This is a genomic window from Corynebacterium sp. HMSC06D04, assembly GCF_001807315.1.
GTDB classification, from domain to species: Bacteria; Actinomycetota; Actinomycetes; order Mycobacteriales; family Mycobacteriaceae; genus Corynebacterium; species Corynebacterium simulans.
The window spans coordinates 19,004-35,048 of sequence record NZ_KV788548.1; the positions used below are offsets into that span (position 1 = coordinate 19,004).

Sequence of the window (16,045 nt, forward strand, 5' to 3'; positions counted from 1 at the left end):
CAAGGCACTATCCAAGTCAAATGCTTGGCGATTACTCCCATTTCCATCGATTCGCGTGGGATACTAACCGAGTGGATTATCAAGCTGACAACGTAAAGGTTCCCGCGTGTGATACCTTCGCGGTGATTACGACTTCCGGCCCCGATAAGCCTGGCGTATCGGCGGCATTCTTCCGAGTGCTCTCTTCGCATAGCGCGGAGCTTGTCGATGTCGAGCAAGCCATCTTTTCGGGCCGCATCTCGCTTTCGGCCTATGTCCGTGTTGCTGGCGAAAGATTGCCGCAACTGGAACATGGTCTGCGCAATACGTTGAGTATCTATAACCAACAGGTGACTCTGTCTGTAGAAGAGGCAGAGTCCGGCTCCCGCCCGCGCTCGACTCACTCGGTGGTGATTCTGGGGGAGCAGTTATCAGCCCAGACTATGTCATCACTTGCTCAGTGCCTGGCAAACTTCGATGCGAATATCGATCGCATTCGCGGGTTGTCGACTTCCCCGCTTTTAGGATTCGAACTATTCATTAGCTTGGAAGGCTCTGCCGATCCAGTCCGTGCAGCTTTGGCGCAGTTGTCGAATGAGCTTGGCGTTGACATCGCGATCGAGAGAGCGGGCCTGCAGCGTAGGGCAAAGCGCCTCGTGTGCTTCGATTGCGATTCCACTCTTATCACAGGAGAGGTCATCGAAATGTTGGCCGCTCACGCAGGCAAAGAAGCAGAAGTCGCTGCAGTAACCGAAAGGGCAATGCGGGGCGAGCTCGATTTTGAGCAGTCTCTTCGTGAGCGTGTAGCTACTTTGGCTGGCTTGGACGTGGCAGTAGTCGACGAAGTTGCTCAGCAGTTGGAGCTTACCCCAGGAGCGCGGACAACCGTGCGAACCCTAAAGCGGATGGGGTATCGCACTGCTGTAGTCTCCGGCGGATTTATCCAAGTGCTGGAAAGCCTTGCCAAGGAACTGGAGCTTGACTATGTGCGCGCTAATACCCTGGAGATCGTCGACGGAAAGCTCACCGGCCGTGTTATCGGCAAGGTCGTCGACCGAAAGGCGAAGGAAGAATTCCTTCGCGAGTTCGCCGCGGACTCGGGTCTCCTGATGAGCCAAACAGTCGCAGTTGGGGATGGCGCCAATGACATCGATATGATCACTGCTGCGGGCCTCGGAATCGCGTTCAATGCGAAACCTGCGCTTAAAGAAGTCGCTGATGCTTCCGTCAATCATCCGTATATGGACGAAGTTCTCCAGATTCTTGGGGTGCCCGCAGAGGAGATTGCAATTGACTAGCTTTGATGTTGCACATGCACGTCTGGTGAGCGCCATGGACTCGCGCAACTGGCGTGACGACCCAGAAGATCCTGCAAAGCCGGAAACCGTTCAAGCAATGCAGATTGCGTTGCATATCCCAAAGCAGCCCGTTCCGAGCCGTACTGAGGTCCTTGAGGCCGCAGCCCAGGCAGTCGTGGCGGTATGCCTCGACGAGCGAGCAGGCGAGGATGGTGCTTTCGCCGAAGCGCTCGCGCAGTGGTATGGACACCGCATCCGCAAGGTCGCACGCCGTGCGCGGAACAAAGCATGGAGCGATGTCCAACAGCTACCTGGCGTAACCGTTAGCGATCGTGCTCGTGCTTTTGTGCCTTCTGCGGTCGCTGATGTTGAACCGGCCATTCGGAAACTACAAATCGGTCACACCGACTTAGAGCGGGACGAACCAGGCCCAGCAGCACCGGATACGCCGGCTATTTACGTCGATGGTTCGCTAGGAATGTCGGCCGGTAAAGCAGCGGCCCAGGTGGGGCATGGGTCGATGATGCTTGCGGCGGCAATGAGCCTCGACGAGGCGCGGGCGTGGGCTGAGCGCGACTTCGCGCTTTCAGTACGCGAGGTAAGCCACGCCGACTTCCAAGAAGCCTGCGCGCGACCTGAAGCCGTCATCATCCGCGACGCCGGCTTTACCGAGGTCGCCCCTGACTCTGCTACTGTGTGTGCGCTGCCACGAGCCGTTTAAGCGCTGCCTTTACCGTCTCGGAATCGGTTGTTGTCCAAAAACGCGGCATGGATGCTTTCAGGAATCCGCCGTAGCGTTTGGTTTCGAGGCGGCTATCCAAGACTGCGACGACACCGCGGTCATTGATCGAGCGCAATAACCGTCCAGCTCCCTGTGCCATGAGCAGTGCCGCATGAGTTGCAGATACCTCCATGAACCCACTGCGCCCTGCTGCCTGCGCGGCCTCGGTACGCGCTTGCATGAGGGGATTATCGGGGCGGGGGAAGGGGATGCGGTCAATCAGCACGAGTGAGCAGGAAGGCCCCGGCACGTCGACGCCCTGCCAGAGCGTGAGCGTACCGAAGAGGCAAGAGTTTTCGTTCTTGCTGAATTTGTCGACAAGCGCTCCAATCGAGTCTTCGCCTTGGACATAAATATCAAAAGGCAGCTTCGCTTTGAGCTCCTGCGCTGCCTGTTCAGCAGCGCGCCGCGAGGAGAATAACCCGAGGGTCCGGCCGCCTGCGGCCATGATGAGCTCACGCATTTCCTCGAGTGTCTCTGTAGCGAGCCCATCGCGGCCTGGCTGTGGCAAGTGCTTGGCTACGTAAAGGATTCCCTTCTCGGCGGGGTTAAAAGGAGTGCCCGCATCGAGGGAGTCCCACGTTCCTTTCGGCATGCCCCATTGCGCGGCCATGGCATCGAAGCGGCCACCGAGCGCAAGGGTTGCCGAGGTAAGCACAACAGTCTGTTCGCCGAAGAGTTTCTCGTGGAGCATGCCAGCGATGGACAAGGGAGCGACAGCCAACGTATCGATCATCGAACGCTCATCGCGCTCTACCCACACCACGTCTTCCTGCGCGGAAGGATCACCAGTGGCGAAGACATCCAGAATACGGGCAACTGCCTCGGACATAGTGACCAAGTGATTGGCCAAGTTCTGGCGTTCGGCGAAGGTTTCTGGATCGTTTGTCTGCTCACCTTCAGGCGCGCGAGCGATGGCTTCCTTGCAATCGCGTAGAGTATCGCCCAGCGCGGTCAGCTGTTGCTTGGCATTGTCCGGCATATCGATCCAGCGGCCGGGCGGAAACTCGCCTAGAAGCATCACGAATTCATCGGCCATCTGCGAAAGCCTCTGGTCTTTGCCTTGCGCGCCAAGAGACTTAGCACGGTTAGCCGCCATCTTGATTGCACGACCGGTGATTTCCGCAGTAGACACCGAGGTGATACGCCCATCGAGTTCGTGGGCCTCATCGATGATTACAACTTCGTGCTCGGGGAGAATATTGATATCCGATACCGCATCGATGGCAAGCAGGGCGTGGTTCGTCACCACGATGTTGACATCCGCTGCTTTTCGACGCGCCGCCTCAGCAAAGCATTCCTCACCGTGCGGGCAACGCGATGCGCCGAGGCATTCGGCAGAAGTGACAGAAACTTGGCGCCAAGCTAAGTCGGGGACGCCAGGATCAAGGTCGTCGCGGTCACCCGATTCGGTCTCATCCGCCCACTCATAGATGCGCTGAATATGCCGGCCCATTCGGGAGACTTCTTGTTCTTCCATCAGGGCATCTTCCGCCGCCAATTCCTCGGCTCGCGCCACCTTGTTCATGCAGAGGTAGTTGGAACGGCCCTTCATGATTGCGAATGTGGGCTTAACTTCCATTACCGCTTCCAGAGCGTCGACCAATCGCGGAAGGTCACGCTCAACAAGCTGACGCTGCAGCGCCAAGGTAGCAGTTGAGACGATGACGGTGTGCCCGGAGTTCTGTGCATGCCTGATCGCCGGAACCAGATAAGCCAGCGACTTGCCCGTACCGGTGCCAGCCTGCACCGCAAGATGGCGCTCTGACTCGAGCGCGCGCGTGACTGCATTTGCCATCTTCATCTGGCCATCACGCCGCGCGCCGCCGAGCGCTTCGACGGCAGTATCGAGGAGCAGTTCCGTGGTTTGATTCAAAGGCTGGTTGCTCACTCGACACAGTCTAGCTACTTGCCACACTAAGTAAGAACCCAGAGGCTTAGCCAACCGCAGCAATGCCGGAGCAATGCTGAAGGCATGCCGAATTGGCCTTTCGAGCTGTCCTTGAAAGGCTAGGGCTAATCTTGAAAGGCTAGGGCTAATCAACTCGGCACGCGATGGGGTCAGCGAAAGGCGGGATGAACATGACGCCTTGTTTAGTTCGCCGATAGGTAGCATGTTCTGCTTTCAGGCCGTTGTGGTAACGACACAAGGGCAATAGGTTTCCGGCATTTGTTTCGCCTCCCGACTTCCAAGGGGTGATGTGGTCAACCTGGCAGTCTGTGCCGGGAATCGTACATCCGGGATGCGCGCATTGTGGAAATGTCGAAAGCGCCATGTCCCTTTGTTTCGCATTGGCAAAACGCTGCATACGATACTGATTAACTGGCCCGTGCCGCGGATGAACGAGGGTTGCAAGCCCCTGCTGGGCTAAGCGTTCAGTGACAAAATCGGCGCCGTTGCGCACCGTACCGTCGGTTGCTCGTAGCTGTATTTCTTCCCCAGCGCCTTGTGCGATTTGGGTGAGTTCGTCGAGCGTAATGATGACGTTGGCTACACGCGCTGGGGCAGGAGCGACGTCGCTAAGCGAGGCCTCACCCCGCCCTAATTTTTCGAAGCCTCTTAGGATTGCCGACTCACTAGGGGTAACGGAATCGCTAAGGCCGGTGATCCGCTGGAGAGCATCCTTCAGCCAAGGTTTGTCGGTGGTAATGGCCAGCCGCATCCATCCGTTCGCGCCGTGGGAAAAGCTGGCGCGTGGTTTCCGCGGTGGCTTCTTGATGAGTTTGCGGGCGGTGGCGTCGATAAGGTGCTCCGGTGTGGCACAAAGGCGAGCGCGTATCTGCCAGGAGTTGCGTATCTTCGCTAGTTTTCCCTCGATCTTCTCTAGAACGCGCAGGCTATGGCCTTGGGACTGAGCATTTGCGCGGGCTGCGGCCTGGAGGCGTGTGGCATGAGTCTTTCCGTAATAAACCTCGGCGAGGCGCACGGCCATGGTTGCATCGACACGGCTTACACCCATGCGCGTGAGAGCGCGGACGTCTAGACCAGCGATGGGCTCTAGGCTGGTGACGTCGAGCCGCAACGCTGCGATAAGCGGTGGGTGCGTGGTTGTCATAGCCCTGACAGTAGGGGCTGCCAAGAAGACAAAACAAGAGGCAATTTTCTGCCTGTGGATAACTCTCGGCCGGTCTAGTCTGGTGCCTAGCAGCCCGGTCAGCTTCGTTTATTCGTCAACAAAGTTATCCACAGCTGTGGCTTTGCCAGCGGAGTTACGAGTGCTCAGGAAATCCCACCAGGCGGGTCGGAACTGCCGGCTCATCGCGAGTAAGCGCAAGGCCTTCCCACGGCAGGGTGGTAATCGCTTGGGCACGATATTCGCGGGCCTGGTGCAGGTTGGGCAGTCCCTCGACAATCTCTCCGTCACGCATTAGCGGGACTGTCATCTCGCGGGTGGAAAGAGTGCCAGTGTCAGGATCCGCGGCGTCGAAAGGCAGCACAATCTCCTCGACCGCGACACCTGTGGAGCGGTAGGTGCGCAAAGCACGCTTGGCGCCGCCTTGCGATTGCTTCGAAGAAGAACGCTTTGCCACCGGATGGCCCTCTACCTCAACGACCTTGTAGACCATGCCGGCAGTTGGCGCGCCGGAGCCGGTAACGACGGAGGTACCCACGCCGTAGACGTCAACCGGATCGCCACGTAGGCCCGCGATGGCGAACTCGTCGAGGTCGGAGGAGACCACAATCTTGGTGTTGTGGTTGCCTAGGTCGTCGAGTTGTTTGCGCACGCGGCGGGTAACTGGGCCGAGATCGCCGGAATCGATACGTACTCCGCCCAACTGTGGGCCGGCTACTTTCACTGCGGTTTCGACACCCTTGGTGATGTCATAGGTATCGACCAAGAGGGTGGTATCAACTCCGAGCGTATCAATCTGGGAGCGAAACGCTGCTTCCTCATTGTGTGAGCCATCCTCGTTGACGTGCGCTAGCGTCCAAGCGTGGGCAGCGGTGCCAGAGACGGGTATGTCGTAGCGGTATCCGGCTTCCAGATTCGAGGTGGCGTTGAAGCCCGCCAGGTAGGCGGCGCGGGCAGCGGTGACTGCGGCATATTCGTGGGTGCGGCGGGAGCCCATTTCAATGATGGGGCGCCCATCTGCAGCGGTAACCATTCGCGAGGCTGCCGACGCCACTGCCGAGTCGGAGTTCATGATCGACAGGATGACGGTCTCTAGGATTAGGCACTCGCCGAAGGTGCCCCGAACGGTAAGCAGGGGAGTGTTAGGGAAATAAATCTCACCCTCGCGGTAGCCGTCGATGTGACCGGAAAAGCGGTAGTTGCGCAGGTATTCTTTGGTCTGCTCATCGAGAAAGTCCATCTGCGCCAGCTGCTGGGCGGTGAACTGGAAGTCTCGAACCGCACGTAGCACACGCTCAGTGCCGGCGACCACGCCATAACGCCGCTCATTGGGCAGACGGCGGGCAAAAACTTCGCAGGTCACCTGGCGGTGCGCGGAACCGTCTTTGAGCGCTGCTTGGAGCATGGTCAGCTCGTACTTATCGGTCAGCAGCGCTGTGGAGCGGTCAGGGTCGGAGGGAAAAGTATGTTCGGCGATGTTAGTCACATCGGAAATGGTACCTAGCGGCCAACTTCTTAGCAGCGATTACTCCTTTAATCTTTTAATGTATGTGTAGAAATTTCGATAGGGTAGAAGGCATGAATGCGCACTTTGCTCTACCTGGTGGTTCTGTCCGCCTGGGGTCGCCCATGGCCACTCCGGAATTAGATGAGGCCATCGAAGTCGATGTTGCAACCAGCGAAAACCTCCCTTGGATGTGCATCGTTTGGGACGACCCAGTCAATCTGATGAGCTACGTTTCCTACGTCTTCCAGACGGTTTTGGGCTACGACAAAAAGCGCGCAAACGAGCTGATGATGCAGGTCCATACTGAAGGCAAGGCTGCGGTATCGACGGGCGAGCGCGACAAAGTCGAGGCAGACGTAAAGAAGCTGCAGATTGCTGGTCTGTGGGCCACGATGCAGCAGGCAGGCTAGGAAGGCACAGTCAGATGCAAGCTTGGAAAAAGAAGAAGTCGCTGATGCGCGCGGCGCGTTACACCACCATTTTGGAGCCGATGGAGCGCGAGGTTTTAGGTGACCTCACCTCTACTGTCTCTGAGGCGATTATTGCCCGTGCTCAGTCTGCCCCGCAGGATGAGCTTGCGCAGATGCTGGATATGCCAACTGGGCATACGGAGGCGCCGGAAGACCCTTCCTTGGCTCGTCTTTTCCCTGACTTTGAGAAGCCGGGGGATGAGGAATACGAAGGCGATAACTCTCTTTTGCGTTCTTTGCATGAAAATGACATTGCGCGCGCAAAGCTGAAGAACCTGCAGGTTATTAACACTGCGTTGGGGCCGACGGGCGGCGTGGAGGTCACTATCAGCGAGGAAGAAGCGCATGCCTTCCTTGCGGGTTTGAACGATCTGCGTTTGTTTGTGGCTGCAGGCGATGTCCCAGAGGAATCGATGAGCGAGGACCGCGACATGCTCGTGGAATGGTTGGCTTATTGCCAGGATTCTCTGCTGCAGGTGTTGATGGGCTAAATCATGGCGCTTATCTCCATTGGCCATGTCAGCAGGCATGACACTGGCGTCACGGTTTTGTATTGCGGCGCTGAAGGCGCGCTCGCGAGCGTCGACGTTCGTGGCGGCGGCCCAGGCACGCGGGAGACGGATCTCCTCGAGCCACACAACACCGTTGAGCGCGTGCATGCCATCACTTTGGCTGGCGGTTCTGCGTTTGGGCTCGCGGCTGCCGACGGCGTGATGAACGAGCTAGCTTCCCAAGGCATCGGTTTCCCGGTGCTGGGTGAGGACAAGCCTGGTCCGCGTGTGCCGATTGTGCCGGCGGCGGTGATTTTCGATCTCCTTGTTGGTGCTGAGTGCCCCACAGCATCTGATGGTGCGGAGGCGGTGCGGCGCGCTATTGCGGAACATGATGATTCGACGGGCAGCGTAGGCGCTGGTGTGGGCGCTACTGCTGGCAAGCTCCGCGGCGGTTTGGGCTTGACGGAGCAGCAGGTGCGCACGCCGATGGGGCAGTTTACGGTTGGCGCCCTGGTGGTAGCGAACCCCGTGGGCAACGTTGTGGACGCAGAGACTGGGCGCCTGTTTGGTGCACCGCATGCCGCGCCTATCGACGTCGCGCGTTTCAGCCAGCTGCAGCACCCCGCGGAGTCCAAGCTCAACACCACGATTGGGGCAGTGTTTTGCGACGCCCCGGTGACCAAGGCTCAAGCCAAGCGCTTGGCCATGGTGGGACATGACGGTATCGCTCGGGCAGTGCGCCCGGCGCATTCGCCGTTGGACGGGGACACGCTTTTCGCGCTGTCGACTGCCACAGAAAACGGTGGGGTTGATACCGCGACGCAAGCGGCGCTGTGCGATGCTGCGGCGGAGGTTGTCGAACGAGCGATCGTCGAGGCAATCGTGAAAGCGGCCCCTGGCCTGGGCTTAGAGGCTTATAGCTCTATGCTGGACTAAAGTTATTGCCATTATGACTTCAGGTGATTCCTCGCGTTCTACCGTTTTGAAAAATCGTGGCGATTCAAAAAATTACACGCGCGGCGGGCGCATCCGCACAGGCCTGGGGATTGCCGTGGCCTTTTTGATTGTGGAATGGGCCGTGCAGTTGGTCAACTACGTGCTTTTTAATGGCAACTTGGCCAACTACGGCATCCACCCGTTGGATTTCAACGGTATCTGGGGCATCTTTACGGCGCCGTTGCTGCACGCGAACTTTGAGCATCTCATCGGCAATTCGGTGCCGGGCGCTATCTTTTGCTTCCTCATTGGTCTTTCTGGCCGGAAAGCCTGGTGGGAGGTCACGATCATCACGGTGCTGATTGCCGGCATTGGCACTTGGCTCCTCGGCGGGCCTGGTACCTCGCACATCGGTGCTTCTTCTTTGGTTTATGGCTGGCTGAGCTATCTCATCGTACGTGGCCTGTTTAACCGTTCTTTCGCCCAAACGGCATTGGGCGTATTCCTCGGTTTTGCTTATTCGGGCTTGGTGTGGGGCGTGCTGCCGGTCTATGAGGGAGTCTCGTGGCAAGGGCACCTCTTCGGCGCGATCGGTGGTATCGCTGCGGGTATGATTATCACTTCCGACGACCCAGTGAAGGTGGCGAAGAAGTAAATGGCATCCGCTGCATCCCCGATCGGTATTTTCGATTCCGGCGTGGGCGGACTCACGGTTGCGCGAACGATCATTGAGCAGCTGCCCAACGAGTCCATCATCTACATTGGAGATACTGCGCATTCGCCGTACGGCCCGCGTCCCATCGCTGAGGTGCGCGAGCTATCTACCGCCATTGCAGATGAACTCGTAGAACGCGGCTGCAAGATGATCGTCATCGCTTGCAATACCGCCACGGCGGCCTTCTTGCACGATGCTCGCGAGCGCTATGACATCCCGGTTGTTGAGGTCATCCGCCCGGCAGTCCGACGCGCCATCGCTACTACGCGCAATGGCAAAATCGGCGTTATCGGTACTGAGGGCACCGTGAACTCTGGTGCCTATCAAGACCTTTTCGCTGTCAACCCACACGTCGAGGCGCATGCGGTGGCGTGTCCGGACTTTGTAGGTTTTGTAGAACGGGGGATTACTGCCGGCCGCCAGATCCTCGGCGTCGCTGAGGGCTACCTCGCACCGCTGCAGTCCGCGGGCGTCGACACCCTGGTGCTCGGCTGCACACATTACCCACTGCTCACTGGCGTCATCCAGTTGGCTATGGGTGAGTCCGTCACCCTCGTTTCCTCTGCAGAAGAAACGGCCAAGGACGTGATGCGTATCCTTACTGAAACCGACATGCTGGCGCCGGAAGACGCCACTCCGATCCGTAAATTCGAATCAACCGGTGACCCAGAGACCTTTTCGCGTTTGGCTTCCCGCTTCTTAGGCCCGCAATTGTGACCTACCGCGCGTGACACGGTTTCACGTCTTTTTCACCCCAATCCCAGCAATCGGGAAGGTTTCGTGGAACTATTGGACACATGAAGCTGACGATTCTTGGCTGTTCCGGCTCCGTCCCAGTCCCGGGAAACGCCGCCTCTGGGTATCTGGTGTCCTTTCCTGATGCGCCATCAATCGTGATGGATATGGGTCCTGGAACTTTGGCGCGCCTACAAGAAGCCCAAGACCCCTGCAATGCGCATGTCGCATTTAGCCATCTTCACGCCGACCACTGCATGGACTTTCCCTCGTTGATGGTCTGGCGTCGCTTCCATCCCACGGCGCCTGCGCCTTCGCGCAATTTTTGCCTTGGGCCGTCATATACGCCACAGCATTTGGGTCGTCTTTCCTCCGACGAGGTCGATGGCGTCGACGATATGTCGGATACCTTCGCCTTTTCCCCGTGGATAGACCGTGAAAGTCAGCTCATCGATGACGTCTATATGACACCCTTTAAGGTGATCCACCCAGTGGAGACGTATTCGCTGCGCATGGAGCATGCGAAGACCGGTAAGACCATTACTTACTCCGGCGATACCTGCCCGACCCCCGCGCTTGTCGATGCTGCCCGCGACGCCGACCTCTTCCTCTGCGAGGCCGCATGGGGCGCGACGTCGGAAGGCAAGGCCCCTAACATGCATATGTCGGGCGCGGAGGCTGGCCGCGTGGCGCGGGAGGCGGGCGTCGCTAAGCTGGTGCTCGTCCACCTCCAGCCATGGGGAGATAGTTCAGAAACCCTGCGTGCAGCGCAGGCGGAGTTCGACGGTGAGATCGTCTTGGGCGCGCCGGGCATGGAGTTCGAGCTCTAGTACCCTTGGGTGCATGACTGATTTTTCTCGTGCTGATGGTCGCGCGCTAGACCAAATGCGTAGCGTGCGTATTACCCGTAACTTCACCACCAACCCGGCAGGTTCCGTGCTCGTCGAGTTTGGCAACACCCGCGTGATGTGTACCGCCTCCGTGGAGTTTGGCGTGCCGCGCTTTAAGAAGGACTCCGGCGAGGGCTGGTTGACCGCTGAGTACTCGATGCTGCCGGCAGCCACGCACGACCGCATGCCTCGCGAGTCCATGAAGGGCAAAGTCAAGGGCCGTACTCACGAGATTTCCCGCTTGGTCGGGCGCTCTCTGCGCGCTGCCGTGGACCTTTCCGAGCTGGGCGAGAACACCATCCAGCTCGACTGCGACGTTCTGCAGGCAGACGGCGGTACCCGCACGGCTTCGATTACCGGTGCGTACGTGGCCTTGGCAGATGCTATCGAGTACCTGAAGTCCGAGGGCGTCGTGCCCGGCGAGCCGCTGCTGGACCCAATCGCCGCGGTATCCGTGGGCATCATCGATGGCGAGATTTGCCTCGACCTGCCTTATGAAGAAGATTCCCGCGCGGAGGTCGACCTGAACGTGGTGATGCAGGAAGGCGGCGACTTCGTGGAGATTCAGGGCACCGGCGAGCACGGCTTGTTCGGCCGCGCTGAGCTGAACTCCATGCTGGATGTGGCCCAGAAGGGCTGCACCGAGCTGATTGCTGCGCAGAAGGCTGCTTTGGGATGGTAAAGCTTCTCGTCGCATCGAATAATAAGAAGAAACTTGGCGAGCTCGAACGCATCCTCGCAGACGCGGGAATCGAAGGCGTCGAGTTGCTACCGCTTTCCGCTGTGCCGGCGTATGACGAACCGGTGGAGGACGGACGCACGTTTGCCGATAACGCACTGATTAAGGCCCGTGCTGGCGTTGCCAATACTGGTATCGCCACGATTGCGGATGACTCGGGTATCGCCGTCGAAGAGCTCAATGGAATGCCGGGCGTGCTCTCCGCGCGCTGGTCTGGTCAGCACGGCGATGACCAAGCCAACAACGAGCTGCTTCTCGCACAGATGGCTGATGTTCCCGACGAACGACGCCAAGCCGCCTTCGTCTCCGTGTGCGCATTGGTCACGCCAGACGGCGCGGAACACGTAGCTGAGGGCCGGTGGCCAGGAATGCTGCTGCGCGCACCAAAGGGCGAGAATGGCTTCGGCTATGACCCGCTTTTCCAGCCGGAGGGCGAGCAGCGCTCCTCGGCACAAATGAGCCCGGAGGAAAAGAACGCGGTTTCCCACCGCGGGCGTGCGCTGGCGCAGCTTACTAGCGTCATCGCCAAGCTGGCGTAGCTTTACCCCGGATACACTTGAGGCCCAGCAGATGCTGGGCCTTCTGCTTCTGGACTAAAGCTGGAATTGCTCGGTGACTTCGCGGCGTCGCTTGTATTCCATCCAGAAGGATAGGAAAGGCACAACGCCGGCTAGTGCAGTGGTGATGAGCTTGCCTGCTGGCCACAGCGCACGCGGGCCGAGGATGAGAATCGAAAGCAAGTAAATCATGTAAGCCACGCCGTGGGCCTGGGCAATGTAGAGGCCCCAGTGCGGAATCTCCACGCCGACGATGTACTCGAGAACCATGCGCGCAACCAAGAGAAGTAGGAAGATACCGGTCACGGTTGCGGCGATGGAAAAGAACTTGAGCGGGCCGCGGATGCGGGCCTTACGGTCTGGGTGAACTTGGTTAGTCATGGCCCTACTTTCTAATTCTGGTCGTCGCCACGCCTGCGGCGCTGTTGGTTTAAGGCGTTAAAAGTTTCTACGTCCATCTGCGGGCGCTGCGGCAAGAAGTCCTCATCGATCTTAGTGACTTCGCCTTGCTCGGACTTTGCTTGGTGCTGGTAATCCGTGACACCCATTTCGGCGGCTTCGTTCTCTGCCTCAATGCGCTCATTTTCATAACCTAGGGCGGCCTTATACGCATAGACCACAAAGACAGCGAAGAGCGGCCATTGGAAGGCATAGCCTAAATTTTGGAAGGTGCCGGAGCCGGAGCGGAAGCGCGTCCACTGCCAGTAGGCGAGCAATAAAAAGAGCACCACGAAAAACGCGATGAGGACGATATGCCACCATCGCACTTTCAGCTTCTGCCGCTTTGGCGCTTTGTTATTACTCACCCGTAACAGCCTACTCAACACAAACAAAAAACTGGATTCGGGTGCGCCAGTTTTAGCGTGGGCGTAGAAAACATGTAAACTACTTTCGTTGCAAGCGCCCGTGGCGGAATTGGCAGACGCGCTAGATTTAGGTTCTAGTGTCTTATGACGTGAGAGTTCAAGTCTCTCCGGGCGCACGCTTAGCCTCCGTGTCACACGGAGGCTTTTTGCCGTTCAGGGCTTATTTCTTGGCGCCATGAACATTTCGGGCTAAGTAGCAAAAAGTGTGTCCGCTACGGCGTGTCGTGGGTACGTATCTCCGGGCATAAAGCCTCCTAGGGGCTACGTGGCTTCCATCGTTGTGAGCACAAGGTGCGCGCCTCGGAGATCGCACATACCAGTTTGTGTGCGCCTCGTTTGAGGCGGCGTAGAGGGCCGGTATGAAGCCTTTAAGCGTTCCACCTGCAATGCGCTGCAGGTAGCTAATCTAAACCGTTGCATTCCGCTCTGATGAACCCCCGCGACAATGAAGTTGTATTCACGGCTTCTAAGAGTCGGATGCTGTGGACTACCACAGACTCACATCGAAAGCGGTATTTCGCTATCTAACCTGGCCTATTTCGTATTCGATGAAACAAACCAAGCATTTATATATTCTGGCCAGCACCAATGCTTGGAATCAGACACACTTTTTGCTACTTAGCCCAACATTTCACGTGAAGGTAATACTTTCGCAACCTAAGTTTCTTAGGCTCTTGAGGTCCCCCGGAATCTCAAACGGAGAAAATTCATGGTCCTCTCGCATCGTAAAATCGGCATTCTTGTTATCTCTTCGCTGTGCGCAAGCAGCCTCGTTGCCCCACATGCGCTGGCGCAGTCTGCTTCGGAAGGCTCACGCTTTACACTCGGCGTGCTTCCCGATACGCAGTTCTACTCTCGCTATTCCACCCCTGAGACTGGCAACCTCGCACAGGAGCGCTACGGAAGTGAACCTTATCGGGCACAAACCGAATGGCTTGCGGAAAACAAAGACGCCCTAAATATGCAGTTTGCTACTCACTTGGGCGATGTCGTGGATCAGTCCGACGTGGAAGGGGAGTGGAAGGTCGCCGACGAGGCGATGCGTACGCTCGACCAGTCGGATCTTAACTACTCCATCCTTCCTGGCAATCACGACTTGACCGGCGATGCTTCCTACCAACCTTTCAACCAGTGGTTTGGGGCTGACCGCGCCAAGGAGGCCAACTCGACGTTCCAGGAACGCTTCACTGGGGTCGATTCTGATTCCGAGTACCACATTTTTGAAGCCGAAGGCCAAGAGTATTTGGTCTTGGCCCTTGCATGGCGCGCCAACAACGAGGTGCTGGATTGGGCGCAGCAGGTTATCGATGAACACCCTGACCTTCCGGTAATCCTGACTACCCATGAGGTCTTGAACATTGATGGCTCCGGTGAGGTTTTCTATTCAGACGATTATGGCAAGCACTTGTGGGACGATTTCATCAGTAAAAACGACCAGATTTTCCTCACCATGGGTGGTCATCACCATGGCGCAGGCTACCGAGTGGACAAGAACGACTTCGGACACGATGTTGTAGCTATCTTGCAGGATTATCAGATGGCCTATCAGGGCGGAAACGGCCTTTTGGGTGTCCTTGAGTTTGATCTCACCGGCAACGAACTCGAGATGGCAGCGCTTTCGCCATGGGTCGCGCAGAAGCCGCAGGAAGAACTCACGCAATTCGATGAGCTGATTTTGGAGGGCAAGGGCGATAGTTACAAGATTCCGTTCAACTTCAAGCAACGCTTCGCTGATTTTGACCCGCAGTTCCAGGTCGGTGATGAAGACAATGGCGATTTGGCGCAGGAGGCGCGCGATATCGTTTCTGACGGTTATCGTCCATATGAGATTCAAGCTGATGAGCTTCCGCAGAGCCCAGATGACTACGTGAAAAATGAAAACACGGTCTTTCACTGGCGGCCAGGTAAGGCGACGGATAAGGAAGGCGCAGCGCTTAACGACGGCGCACCTGCCGACGCTGGCACCATCATTCCGGATATTGCAGGAGACGGTGACTTGCATCGTGAAGGCGGCGTCGTTGGCGCAGACCGGGTGACGTATAGCTCGGACCATCACCCATTGTCGTCGGATAGCGGCTCGCTGTATTGGGCTGACCCGGCCGGCAAACCTACGACTGCGGAGTTTAAGTCCGCCAAGGATGCTGCTATTAACCGCTTTGATTCCGATTCGGGCTATACCTTTGAGTCTTTTGTGAAGCTGCCAGAGGACTTTGATGGTGAAAAGCACGGCTGGGGCAGTGCGATTTCGCGGGATTCGCAGATTTCCAAGCTCGTACCGGGCTCGACGGATACTGATCCCACCGTGATGTTCGGTGTGTCGAACCTGCGGGAGTTGCGCTGGTGGGCAGAGCCGGAAGAAGGAAGCGGCTCGACGGTGTGGTCGCATGAGGTGCCGAAGAACGAGTGGATGCACATCGCTGTGGTCAACGACCCAGAAAAGGACACCGTGGAGATGTTCATTAACGGTGCGCCGATTTTGCGTAATGCCAAGGGAGCAGAGGGGCTGTTGCCGCGTGACCTGCAGTGGGTGATGGGTGCAGGCCGCGGTGAAGGCCACCCACAAGACCCGTGGTACGGCTGGATTGGCGAGACCCGTCTGAGCAGCGGCGTGCTGGATAAGAAACAGTGGCTAACTGCTCGGGATCATGATGCTGATGCATCTGCTAACGGATCGGCTTCGGGATCGGCATCTGGGTCTTCCACTGGCTCTGCGGCGGGCCTGTCGAGCGGGGCGTCGAGTAGCGGCGGCGTCCTAGCCGCGGTGGTGGTGGGCCTTTTGGCGGTAGTCGGTGGAGGCTTTGCGCTGGCGAATTTCTTGAGCCGAACATTGGGAATTCCGCTGCCACGCTTGCCTTTCTAAAGCTTGCGAAAATCGCGATCGGAAGTGGAAACAATCGGGCGCAGAATGTGATTTTGTGCCCGATTTATCCTGTTGCTGAAGTAAATAAACACAATGTGCATTAAGAATCTGAGCTGGTGTTTAGCTATAGAAATTCGCAACAAT

16 protein-coding genes and 1 tRNA gene are annotated in these 16,045 nt (G+C 57.7%); 12 read left to right on the forward strand and 5 right to left on the reverse strand.

All coding sequences use genetic code 11. The annotated features are described in order from the left end of the window. The first annotated feature begins 71 nt into the window (after positions 1-71). Together serB and HMPREF3155_RS07465 are read left to right on the forward strand one after the other, a co-directional pair. Complete coding sequence (serB, locus tag HMPREF3155_RS07460; protein WP_062044472.1) at positions 72-1,277, forward strand: phosphoserine phosphatase SerB; 1,206 nt, start codon at positions 72-74, stop codon at positions 1,275-1,277. Between the two features lie 34 nt (positions 1,278-1,311). After that, the gene (locus HMPREF3155_RS07465; protein ID WP_061924454.1) at positions 1,312-1,998 is read left to right on the forward strand and encodes a peptidyl-tRNA hydrolase; all 687 of its coding nucleotides are present in this window, start codon (positions 1,312-1,314) and stop codon (positions 1,996-1,998) included. Here the strand turns inward: HMPREF3155_RS07465 and HMPREF3155_RS07470 are convergent. The 3 genes from HMPREF3155_RS07470 to HMPREF3155_RS07480 all read right to left on the reverse strand — a co-directional run bounded on the left by HMPREF3155_RS07470 (position 1,967) and on the right by HMPREF3155_RS07480 (position 6,609). Next, positions 1,967-3,949 (reverse strand): ATP-dependent DNA helicase, encoded by a 1,983-nt coding sequence (locus HMPREF3155_RS07470; protein WP_371326260.1) that lies wholly within the window; start codon positions 3,947-3,949, stop codon positions 1,967-1,969. The genes HMPREF3155_RS07465 and HMPREF3155_RS07470 overlap by 32 nt on opposite strands. Positions 3,950-4,094: 145 nt before the next feature. Then, positions 4,095-5,114: an HNH endonuclease signature motif containing protein gene (locus HMPREF3155_RS07475; protein ID WP_070432970.1), complete on the reverse strand. Its 1,020-nt coding sequence runs from the start codon at positions 5,112-5,114 to the stop codon at positions 4,095-4,097. A gap of 154 nt (positions 5,115-5,268) precedes the next feature. Then, entirely contained in the window at positions 5,269-6,609 is a 1,341-nt protein-coding gene (locus HMPREF3155_RS07480) for a nicotinate phosphoribosyltransferase (protein WP_061924449.1), read from the reverse strand. A gap of 101 nt (positions 6,610-6,710) precedes the next feature. Here HMPREF3155_RS07480 and clpS point away from each other — a divergent pair, with 101 nt between their 5' ends. The 8 genes from clpS to rdgB all read left to right on the forward strand — a co-directional run bounded on the left by clpS (position 6,711) and on the right by rdgB (position 12,157). After that, complete coding sequence (gene clpS / locus HMPREF3155_RS07485; protein WP_201040749.1) at positions 6,711-7,049, forward strand: ATP-dependent Clp protease adapter ClpS; 339 nt, start codon at positions 6,711-6,713, stop codon at positions 7,047-7,049. A 14-nt stretch (positions 7,050-7,063) separates the two neighbouring features. Continuing rightward, positions 7,064-7,600 (forward strand): DUF2017 domain-containing protein, encoded by a 537-nt coding sequence (locus tag HMPREF3155_RS07490; protein WP_061924406.1) that lies wholly within the window; start codon positions 7,064-7,066, stop codon positions 7,598-7,600. A 3-nt stretch (positions 7,601-7,603) separates the two neighbouring features. Continuing rightward, complete coding sequence (locus tag HMPREF3155_RS07495; RefSeq protein ID WP_201040747.1) at positions 7,604-8,539, forward strand: P1 family peptidase; 936 nt, start codon at positions 7,604-7,606, stop codon at positions 8,537-8,539. A 13-nt stretch (positions 8,540-8,552) separates the two neighbouring features. Further along, the gene (locus HMPREF3155_RS07500; protein WP_061924401.1) at positions 8,553-9,194 is read left to right on the forward strand and encodes a rhomboid family intramembrane serine protease; all 642 of its coding nucleotides are present in this window, start codon (positions 8,553-8,555) and stop codon (positions 9,192-9,194) included. Next, positions 9,195-9,971, forward strand: coding sequence for a glutamate racemase (murI, locus tag HMPREF3155_RS07505; protein ID WP_061924398.1), 777 nt, complete (start codon positions 9,195-9,197; stop codon positions 9,969-9,971). It abuts the gene before it with no gap. An 80-nt stretch (positions 9,972-10,051) separates the two neighbouring features. Continuing rightward, on the forward strand, positions 10,052-10,819 hold the full coding sequence (locus tag HMPREF3155_RS07510) for an MBL fold metallo-hydrolase (RefSeq protein WP_061924395.1): 768 nt from the start codon (positions 10,052-10,054) through the stop codon (positions 10,817-10,819). A gap of 13 nt (positions 10,820-10,832) precedes the next feature. Then, positions 10,833-11,561, forward strand: a complete 729-nt coding sequence (gene rph, locus HMPREF3155_RS07515; RefSeq protein ID WP_061924392.1) for a ribonuclease PH — start codon at positions 10,833-10,835, stop codon at positions 11,559-11,561. Further along, complete coding sequence (gene rdgB, locus HMPREF3155_RS07520; RefSeq protein ID WP_061924389.1) at positions 11,555-12,157, forward strand: RdgB/HAM1 family non-canonical purine NTP pyrophosphatase; 603 nt, start codon at positions 11,555-11,557, stop codon at positions 12,155-12,157. The genes rph and rdgB overlap by 7 nt, the downstream gene beginning before the upstream one ends. Before the next feature lie 54 nt (positions 12,158-12,211). Here the strand turns inward: rdgB and HMPREF3155_RS07525 are convergent, their stop codons facing one another. Together HMPREF3155_RS07525 and HMPREF3155_RS07530 are read right to left on the reverse strand one after the other, a co-directional pair. Beyond that, positions 12,212-12,556: a DUF3817 domain-containing protein gene (locus tag HMPREF3155_RS07525; protein WP_070432971.1), complete on the reverse strand. Its 345-nt coding sequence runs from the start codon at positions 12,554-12,556 to the stop codon at positions 12,212-12,214. Positions 12,557-12,567: 11 nt separating this feature from the next. After that, positions 12,568-12,981: a hypothetical protein gene (locus tag HMPREF3155_RS07530; protein ID WP_070432972.1), complete on the reverse strand. Its 414-nt coding sequence runs from the start codon at positions 12,979-12,981 to the stop codon at positions 12,568-12,570. A gap of 94 nt (positions 12,982-13,075) precedes the next feature. On the opposite strand from HMPREF3155_RS07530, the gene HMPREF3155_RS07535 reads away from it, so the two are divergent. Together HMPREF3155_RS07535 and HMPREF3155_RS07540 are read left to right on the forward strand one after the other, a co-directional pair. Then, positions 13,076-13,157, forward strand: a tRNA-Leu gene (locus HMPREF3155_RS07535). 593 nt (positions 13,158-13,750) lie between these two features. Continuing rightward, positions 13,751-15,901 (forward strand): LamG-like jellyroll fold domain-containing protein, encoded by a 2,151-nt coding sequence (locus tag HMPREF3155_RS07540; protein WP_070432973.1) that lies wholly within the window; start codon positions 13,751-13,753, stop codon positions 15,899-15,901. The last annotated feature ends 144 nt before the right edge of the window (positions 15,902-16,045 follow it).

Coding starts and splice junctions, on each gene's coding strand:
- HMPREF3155_RS07510 (WP_061924395.1), top strand. CDS start 10,052: ATGAAGCTGACGATTCTTGGCTGTTCCGGCTCCGTCCCAGTCCCGGGA.
- HMPREF3155_RS07465 (WP_061924454.1), top strand. CDS start 1,312: ATGGACTCGCGCAACTGGCGTGACGACCCAGAAGATCCTGCAAAGCCG.
- HMPREF3155_RS07525 (WP_070432971.1), bottom strand. CDS start 12,556: ATGACTAACCAAGTTCACCCAGACCGTAAGGCCCGCATCCGCGGCCCG.
- HMPREF3155_RS07495 (WP_201040747.1), top strand. CDS start 7,604: ATGGCGCTTATCTCCATTGGCCATGTCAGCAGGCATGACACTGGCGTC.
- HMPREF3155_RS07500 (WP_061924401.1), top strand. CDS start 8,553: ATGACTTCAGGTGATTCCTCGCGTTCTACCGTTTTGAAAAATCGTGGC.
- HMPREF3155_RS07490 (WP_061924406.1), top strand. CDS start 7,064: ATGCAAGCTTGGAAAAAGAAGAAGTCGCTGATGCGCGCGGCGCGTTAC.
- murI (WP_061924398.1), top strand. CDS start 9,195: ATGGCATCCGCTGCATCCCCGATCGGTATTTTCGATTCCGGCGTGGGC.
- rph (WP_061924392.1), top strand. CDS start 10,833: ATGACTGATTTTTCTCGTGCTGATGGTCGCGCGCTAGACCAAATGCGT.
- clpS (WP_201040749.1), top strand. CDS start 6,711: ATGAATGCGCACTTTGCTCTACCTGGTGGTTCTGTCCGCCTGGGGTCG.
- HMPREF3155_RS07475 (WP_070432970.1), bottom strand. CDS start 5,114: ATGACAACCACGCACCCACCGCTTATCGCAGCGTTGCGGCTCGACGTC.
- HMPREF3155_RS07540 (WP_070432973.1), top strand. CDS start 13,751: ATGGTCCTCTCGCATCGTAAAATCGGCATTCTTGTTATCTCTTCGCTG.
- rdgB (WP_061924389.1), top strand. CDS start 11,555: ATGGTAAAGCTTCTCGTCGCATCGAATAATAAGAAGAAACTTGGCGAG.